The organism is Oerskovia gallyi (assembly GCF_014836745.1).
GTDB classification, from domain to species: domain Bacteria; phylum Actinomycetota; class Actinomycetes; order Actinomycetales; family Cellulomonadaceae; genus Oerskovia; species Oerskovia paurometabola.
Window position 1 is genome coordinate 55,239 of the sequence record NZ_JACSQE010000011.1, and the last position, 7,137, is coordinate 62,375.

The window sequence follows — 7,137 nt, forward strand, 5'->3', positions numbered from 1 at the left end:
GGCACATCGGGGGTGTCCCCCACCTGGCCCCTGAACCGACCCTGGCCCGGACGGCCGAGCGCCGAGGTCGACCGGGGGCCACCTCGGCGCTCGGGAGCGCGATGGAGCGGGGACTACGCGTCGAGCCCGCGACGCGTCAGGAGCGGCGCGATCTCCGGGTCGCGGCCACGCAGGTCCGCGAACGCGACCATGGGGTCGACCGAGCCGCCGCGTGCGAGCAGCTTCTTGCGGAACGCGTCGCCGTTGGCCCGGTTCAGGCCACCGTTCTCCTCGAACCAGGTCACGGTGTCGGCGTCGAGGACCTCGGACCAGATGTAGGAGTAGTAGCCGGCCGAGTAGCCACCACCGAACACGTGGTTGAAGTACGTCGTGCGGTAGCGGGGTGGCACGGGCGCGAAGGCGACCCCGGCCGCGTCGAGCGCAGCGGCCTCGAACGGCAGGACCTCGTCGACGCTCGTGGGGACCTGCTCGGGGGCGAGCTGGTGCCAGGCCTGGTCGAGCAGCGCGGCCGCGAGGTACTCGGTCGTCCCGAAGCCCTCGTTGAACAGGCGCGAGGCGAGCATGGTCCGGGCCCACTCGGCCGGCATGGGCTCGCCCGTGACGTGGTGGACCGCGTAGGACGTGAGGATCGTGGGCTCCCAGGCCCACATCTCGTTGACCTGCGAGGGGTACTCCACGAAGTCGCGAGGCACCTCGGTGCCCGACTGCGACGGGTAGCGCACGTCCGAGAACAGGCCGTGCAGCGCGTGGCCGAACTCGTGGAAGAGCGTGATGACCTCGTCCCACACGAGCAGCGTCGGCTCGCCCGCCGGGGGCTTGACGATGTTGAGGTTGTTCACGACGACGGGCGGCTGGTCGAGCAGGTGGTTCTGGTCGACGAGGTTGTTCATCCACGCTCCGCCCCGCTTGGACTCGCGCGTGTAGAAGTCGGCGAGGAACAGCCCGAGGCCCTGGTCGCGCTCGCCGACCGGGCCGTCGAAGACCTCGAACACGCGGACGTCGGGGTGGTAGCCCACGAGGTCCGTGCGCTCGGCGAACGAGATGCCGTAGAGCAGGTTCGCGGCCTTGAACACGCCGTCGGTCACGACCCGGTCGAGCTCGAGGTAGGGACGCAGCGCGGCGTCGTCGAGCGAGTAGCGCTCCTTGCGGACCTGCTCGGCGAGGTACGCCCAGTCCGAGGCGCGCAGCTCGGCGTCGTCGCCGGCCTCGCGGGCGAGCGCGACCTCGAGGTCCCCGGCCTCACGGCGGGCGTTCGCGACCGCGGCAGGCGCGAGGCGCGCGAGCATCGCGTTGACGGCGTCGGTCGTCTTGGCCGTCGCGTCCTCGGCGATGTACGACGCGTGGTGGTCGTACCCGAGGAGCCGCGCGTGCTCGGCGCGCAGGCGCGCGAGGTCGAGCACGATCTGGCGCGTGTCGTTGTCGTCGGCCGTGGCGCCACGCGTCATGGACGCCTGCTGGACGCGCTCGCGGGTCTCGCGGCGAGCGAGCGACGCGATGACGCCCTGCTGCGTGGGCAGCTGCATCTCCAGGAGGTACTTGCCCTCGTGACCGCGCGTCGCGGCCGCGGCGGCCGCGGCCGCGATCGCGTCCTCGGGCAGGCCCTCGAGCTCGGCGGCGTCGTCGACCAGGACGCTCGCGGCGTTGGCGCCCGCGAGCAGCTTGCGACCGAACGCGGCCTCGAGCGAGGTCAGCTTCCCGTTGAGCTCGCGCAGGCGGTCCTGGTCGGCGGCGTCGAGCTCGATGCCCGAGCGGCGGAAGTCGACCAGCAGCGTGTGCAGGAGCCAGGCCGTGTCCGCCTCGAGCGTGAGCTCACCGGCGTCGACGGCGTCCTGGAGCGCCCGGACCCGCGCGTACAGGCGCGCGTCCATGTAGATCGCGTCGTGGTGCGCCGAGAGCTCGGGCGCGACGGTCTCCTCGATGTCCTCGAGGCCGGGTGTCGAGTCGGCGCTCGCGACGTTGTAGAAGACCGTGACCGCGCGGGTCAGGAGCTGGCCCGCGGACTCGAGAGCCTCGAGCGTGTTGGCGACCGTGGGCGCCTCGGGGTTGGTGACGATCTCCTCGACCTCCGCACGCTCGGCCTCCATGCCGGCGCGGAGGGCGGGGAGGTAGTGCTCCTCGCGGATCGTCGTGAAGTCGGGGAGCTGGTACGGGAGGGTGGACGCCGCGGCGAACGGGTTGGCCGGGTCGAGGGTGCTCGTCATGCGTCCTATCTTCACCCGGCGGGCGCCCGGCTCACGACATCATTCCCGGCGAGGTCAGCGTGCCCGCGTCTGGCCCGCGTGGTCCCCTGCCTCGGCGGACGGCCACGGCTCGACCGGTTCGCGCGGGTCGCCGGCGAGCAACGTCCCGATCCACGCGTCCCGACGTGCGCCCCGCTGGATGCCGAAGCCCCGCACCGTGCCCTCGACCCGGAACCCGAGCCGCCACGCGACGCGGCGCGAGGCCCAGTTGCCGGTGTACGCGGTCCAGACGATGCGCGAGAGCCCCAGGCCCTCGGGGTCGAACGCCCAGTCGACCACGAGGCGGGCGGCCTCCGACATGAGCCCCTCGCCCCGCGCCTCGGGCGCGAGCCAGTACCCGATCTCGGCCGATCGTTCGCGCGTGGGCGCGGGGTCCAGGGTGATCCCGACCATGCCCAGGACGGGAGCGTCCGGGGCGTCCGGGCGGCGGATCGCCCACGTGCTCCCCCGCCCCGTGCGCCACGCCTCGGGCACGATCTCCTCGATGAAGGACGCTGCGTCGGCGCGCGTGTACGGGCTGGGCACGGTAGTCCACGCGGCGATCTCCGCTCCCTGGCAGAGCTCGGTGATGCGGTCGACGTCCGTCGCGGTGGGCATGGCGAGGTGGACGCGTTCGTTGGCGAGGACGAAAGGTTCCATCCGGACAGCATGCCACCACGCCATGAGGGCCGACAGGGCATTTCGGGAAGCGACCGGAGCTAGTCCCCCAGGACGTCCTCGGCGCGCGTCCAGGACAGGTCGAGCGCGGCGCCCACCTGCTCGTTGACGAGGGTCCCGGACACGGTCGTCAGCCCGCTGCGCAGCAGCGGGACGCTGCGCAGCGCGCTCGTCCCGCCGTCCGCGAGGAGCGCGAGGTACGGCAGGGTCGCGCTCGTCAGGGCGTGCGTGCTGGTCACGGGGACCGCGCCGGGCATGTTCGCGACGCAGTAGAACGTGGAGCCGTGCACCCGGAAGGTGGGCTCGTCGTGGGTGGTGGGGCGGGTGTCCTCGAAGCACCCGCCCTGGTCGACGGCGATGTCGACGAGCACCGAGCCGGGCTTCATGCGGGACACGAGGTCGTTCGTGACGAGGCGCGGCGCCCTGGCCCCCGCGACGAGCACCGCACCGATCACCAGGTCGGCCGTGAGCACCTCCTGCTCGATCGCGTACGCGCTCGACGCGACGGTCCGCACGTGGCCCGCGAACTCCTGGTCGAGCGCGCGCAGCACGGGCAGCGACAGGTCGAGGATCGTGACCTCGGCGCGCATCCCGACGGCGATCTCGGCCGCGTGCCGGCCGGCGGTCCCGCCACCGAGGATCACGACGCGTCCCGGCCTGCTGCCGGGGACGCCGCCGAGCAGCACGCCCGAGCCGCCCGCGGGTCGCATCAGGTGGTAGGCCCCGACCTGGGTCGCCATGCGCCCGGCCACCTCGCTCATGGGCGCGAGGAGCGGCAGGGAACCGTCGGGCGCCTGGGCGGTCTCGTAGGCGACCGCGGTGGTCCCGGCGTCGAGCAGCGCGGCCGTGCCGAGGGGATCGGCGGCCAGGTGGAGGTAGGCGAACAGCAGCAGGTCGTTGCGCAGCAACGGGTACTCGCTCGGCACGGGCTCCTTGACCTTGCAGACGAGCTCGGCGCGCCCCCAGACCTCCTCGGCCGTGCCCAGGACCTGCGCGCCCGCGAACGTGAAGTCCTCGTCGGAGATGGCCGAGCCTGTCCCGGCACCCGCCTGGACCAGGACCTCGTGCCCCGCCGCGACCAGGTGATGGGCGCCCGCGGGGGTCAGCGCGACGCGGAACTCGTTGTTCTTGACCTCGGCAGGTATCCCGATCCTCATGCCGTCAGCGTGTCGCGTGCACGCGGATCGCGCGCGTCGAGCGCCCGGAAGCGCACCCTCGTCGAGGGGGCGCTCCGCCGTCGGGCCGGGCCCCGGTGCCGAGAACGGGGTTGAGGCCGTTTCCGACCCGGAGACGATCTCAACCCCGTTCTCGGCACCCCAGGGCGACAGGTCAGTCGCCCTTGACGTTGACGATCTGCCGCAGGGTGTGGCGGACCTCGACGAGGTCCGCCGCGTCCTGCATGACCCGGTCGATCGACTTGTAGGCGGCCGGGATCTCGTCGATGAACGCGTCGGTGTCGCGGTACTCGATCCCGGCCATGGCCTCGCGGAGCTGGTCGTGCGTGAACGTCTTGCGCGCCTTGCTCCGCGAGTACTCGCGCCCCGCCCCGTGCGGCGCGGAGTCGAGCGCGAGCGGGTGCCCCTTGCCCACGACGACGTACGACGCGGTGCCCATGGACCCCGGGATGAGCCCCGGGTCGCCCTCGCGGGCACGGATCGCGCCCTTGCGCGAGACCCACACGTCCTTCGAGAAGTGGTGCTCGCGCTCGGTGAAGTTGTGGTGGCAGTTGATGCGCTCGGCCTCCTCGACCGGGGCGAGCCCCGACCAGGCGTCGAACGCGGCCACGACGCGGTCCATCATCTCCTCGCGGTTGAGCAGCGCGAAGTGCTGGGCCCACCGCAGCTCGCGGATGTACGCCCAGAACTCGTCGGTGCCCTCGACGAGGTACGCGAGGTCCTTGTCCGGCAGGTCGATCCAGTACCGGGTCATGAGCTCGCGCGCGACCGCGATGTGGTGCTGCGCGATCTTGTTGCCCACGCCGCGCGACCCCGAGTGCAGGAAGAACCAGACCCGGTCCTCCTCGTCGAGGCTGACCTCGATGAAGTGGTTCCCGGACCCCAGCGAACCGAGCTGCAGGCGCCAGTTCCCGGCGTACCGCGCGGGATCGAACCCCGCCTTGTCCGCGAGCGCCTCGAGCTCGGCGACGCGAGCCGTCGCCGTGTCGGTCAGGCGCTGGTTGTAGGAGCCGGCGCTCGTCGGCACGGCCTTCTCGATCGCGAGCCGCAGGTCGCGCAATGCGGGCCCGGTGACGTCGCCGGCCGTGTACTGGGTCCGGACCGCGACCATGCCGCAGCCGATGTCGACGCCGACCGCGGCGGGGATTATCGAGCGCAGCGTGGGGATCACGGAGCCCACGGTCGCGCCCAGGCCCAGGTGCGCGTCGGGCATGAGGGCGAGGTGCGGGTGGACGAAGGGCATGGTCGACGTGCGCTCTGCCTGCTCGCGGGCGCCGTCGTCGAGGATCGAGGCCCAGCTCCACAGGGTCGGGGTCAGGCGGGTCGCCGCGTTCTTCGTGGTGTTCGTGCTCATGGCGAGAACTGTGGCAGGCCGCCGGCCGGAGCGGCGAGCGATTTGCGCCGCTCGTCCTGGTGCTGTCGCGCGGGCGCCGGCGGCGCGAGGCGAGCGGCGCCGTCGGGCCGTCCTCCTGCCCGACGACGACGCCCGCCTCAGGCGTCGGCCGTCGCCTCCTTGTCGCTCCCCTTGCCGTTCGAGCCGTTCGAGCCGTTCGAGCCGTTCGAGGAGCGTTCCTTGCCGGAGAGCGCGATCTCCTTGGCCGTGGGGATCTCCTTCTCCATGGGCGGGTCCTTGCGTCGCAGCCTGCTGAACACCGCCCACGCGACCGCGACGAGCGGCACGGACACGACCGCACCGAGGATGCCCGCGATGAACGTCCCGGACGTCACCGCGAGCGCCACCACGACCGGGTGCAGCGAGACCTGCTTGCCCATCACCAGGGGCTGCAGGATGTGCCCCTCGAACTGGCCGATGAGGGCGATGAAGATGCCGACGAGCGCGGCGTTGACGATGCCGTTCGCCGCCAGCGCGACGACCATCGCGATGACCATCGCGGCCGGGGCACCGATGAGGGGGATGAACGCGCCGATGAACACCAGGACCGCGAGCGGCGCAGCGAGCGGCACCCCGAGGACCACCAGGACGATGGCGGCGAGGATCCCGTCCACCAGGGCGATGATGACCGTGCCCCGGGCGTAGCCGGAGAACGTGTACCAGCCCGCTCCCCCGGCCAGCGTCCAGGTCTCGCGCGAGCGGGACGGGAGCTGGTTGAGGAACCACGTCCACATGTCCTTGCCGCGCGCCAGGAAGAAGATGGTGCAGAAGATCGCGAGAGCGAGGACCGCGAACGCCTCGAAGACCGAGCCCGCGCTCGCCGCGGCCTGGCTCGCGATGTCGCCGCCGTGCTCGGTGATCCACGTGCGGGCGTTCTCTATCCAGGTCTCGATGTCCTGCGGGGTGATCGTCACGGGCAGCGGCCCGTTCTCCAGGAAGTCGAAGATCTTCTCGATGCCGGTGTTGAACTGCCCCGCGAGGCTCTCCCACTGGCCCGCGACCGACGTGATGACGTACGTCAGCAGCCCGCCGAGCACCAGGAAGGCCGACAGGAGCGCGAGGCCCGTCGCGAGCCCGCGCGGCATGATCTTGGCGTACCAGTCGGTCACGGGATTCAGGACCGAGGTGATGACCAGGGCCAGGAAGACCGCGATGAAGACGATCTGCACCTGGGACGTCGCGAAGAAGACCAGGCCGACCGCCGCGACCAGCAGCAGGATCCGCCACGACCAGCCCGCGCTCGTGCGCAGCCACGCCGGCACGGAGTCGTCGGCCCCCACGACCGACGGGTTGCGGCGCGCGCCCGCGACCTTCTTGGCCGCGGGGCTCAGCCCGGCCAGGTGTTTGACGGACGCCGCCGGGCGGTCGGCCCCGCTCCCCGGGCTCGACGCCGTGACGTCGTCGGGTCCTGCGTCCTTGTCCTCAGCCACGAGCACCCCATCCGCTGTCGGTTTGACGATGAAACCGCCCCTGACCTGCACCGACCGGTGCGACGGGCCCGGGGACGCTCCCCAGTCTGCCCCACGGGCCGGATGCACGCTCGGTGCCCGAGACGTGTTATGTTTTTCCCCGCAAGGCCCCCGGCGGGAACGCCGGGACCTGACACCTGTCCGGGTGGCGGAATGGCAGACGCGCTAGCTTGAGGTGCTAGTGCCCTTTATCGGGCGTGGGG

5 protein-coding genes are annotated in these 7,137 nt (G+C 72.0%); all 5 read right to left on the reverse strand.

What is annotated here, in order from left to right; all coding sequences use genetic code 11:
- Positions 1-113: 113 nt before the first annotated feature.
- The 5 genes from H9640_RS13940 to H9640_RS13960 all read right to left on the reverse strand — a co-directional run bounded on the left by H9640_RS13940 (position 114) and on the right by H9640_RS13960 (position 6,796).
- Positions 114-2,201, reverse strand: a complete 2,088-nt coding sequence (locus H9640_RS13940; RefSeq protein WP_191791309.1) for a M3 family metallopeptidase — start codon at positions 2,199-2,201, stop codon at positions 114-116.
- A gap of 54 nt (positions 2,202-2,255) precedes the next feature.
- Positions 2,256-2,879, reverse strand: a complete 624-nt coding sequence (locus tag H9640_RS13945; protein ID WP_191791310.1) for a GNAT family N-acetyltransferase — start codon at positions 2,877-2,879, stop codon at positions 2,256-2,258.
- Between the two features lie 59 nt (positions 2,880-2,938).
- On the reverse strand, positions 2,939-4,054 hold the full coding sequence (gene ald, locus H9640_RS13950; RefSeq protein WP_191791311.1) for an alanine dehydrogenase: 1,116 nt from the start codon (positions 4,052-4,054) through the stop codon (positions 2,939-2,941).
- Positions 4,055-4,226: 172 nt separating this feature from the next.
- Positions 4,227-5,426, reverse strand: a complete 1,200-nt coding sequence (locus H9640_RS13955) for an RtcB family protein (protein ID WP_191791312.1) — start codon at positions 5,424-5,426, stop codon at positions 4,227-4,229.
- A 137-nt stretch (positions 5,427-5,563) separates the two neighbouring features.
- Positions 5,564-6,796: an AI-2E family transporter gene (locus H9640_RS13960; protein WP_372440797.1), complete on the reverse strand. Its 1,233-nt coding sequence runs from the start codon at positions 6,794-6,796 to the stop codon at positions 5,564-5,566.
- Positions 6,797-7,137 lie beyond the last annotated feature (341 nt).

Bases quoted from the DNA above. Each gene is read 5' to 3' on its own strand.
- H9640_RS13940 (WP_191791309.1), bottom strand. From the start codon at position 2,201: ATGACGAGCACCCTCGACCCGGCCAACCCGTTCGCCGCGGCGTCCACC.
- ald (WP_191791311.1), bottom strand. From the start codon at position 4,054: ATGAGGATCGGGATACCTGCCGAGGTCAAGAACAACGAGTTCCGCGTC.
- H9640_RS13945 (WP_191791310.1), bottom strand. From the start codon at position 2,879: ATGGAACCTTTCGTCCTCGCCAACGAACGCGTCCACCTCGCCATGCCC.
- H9640_RS13955 (WP_191791312.1), bottom strand. From the start codon at position 5,426: ATGAGCACGAACACCACGAAGAACGCGGCGACCCGCCTGACCCCGACC.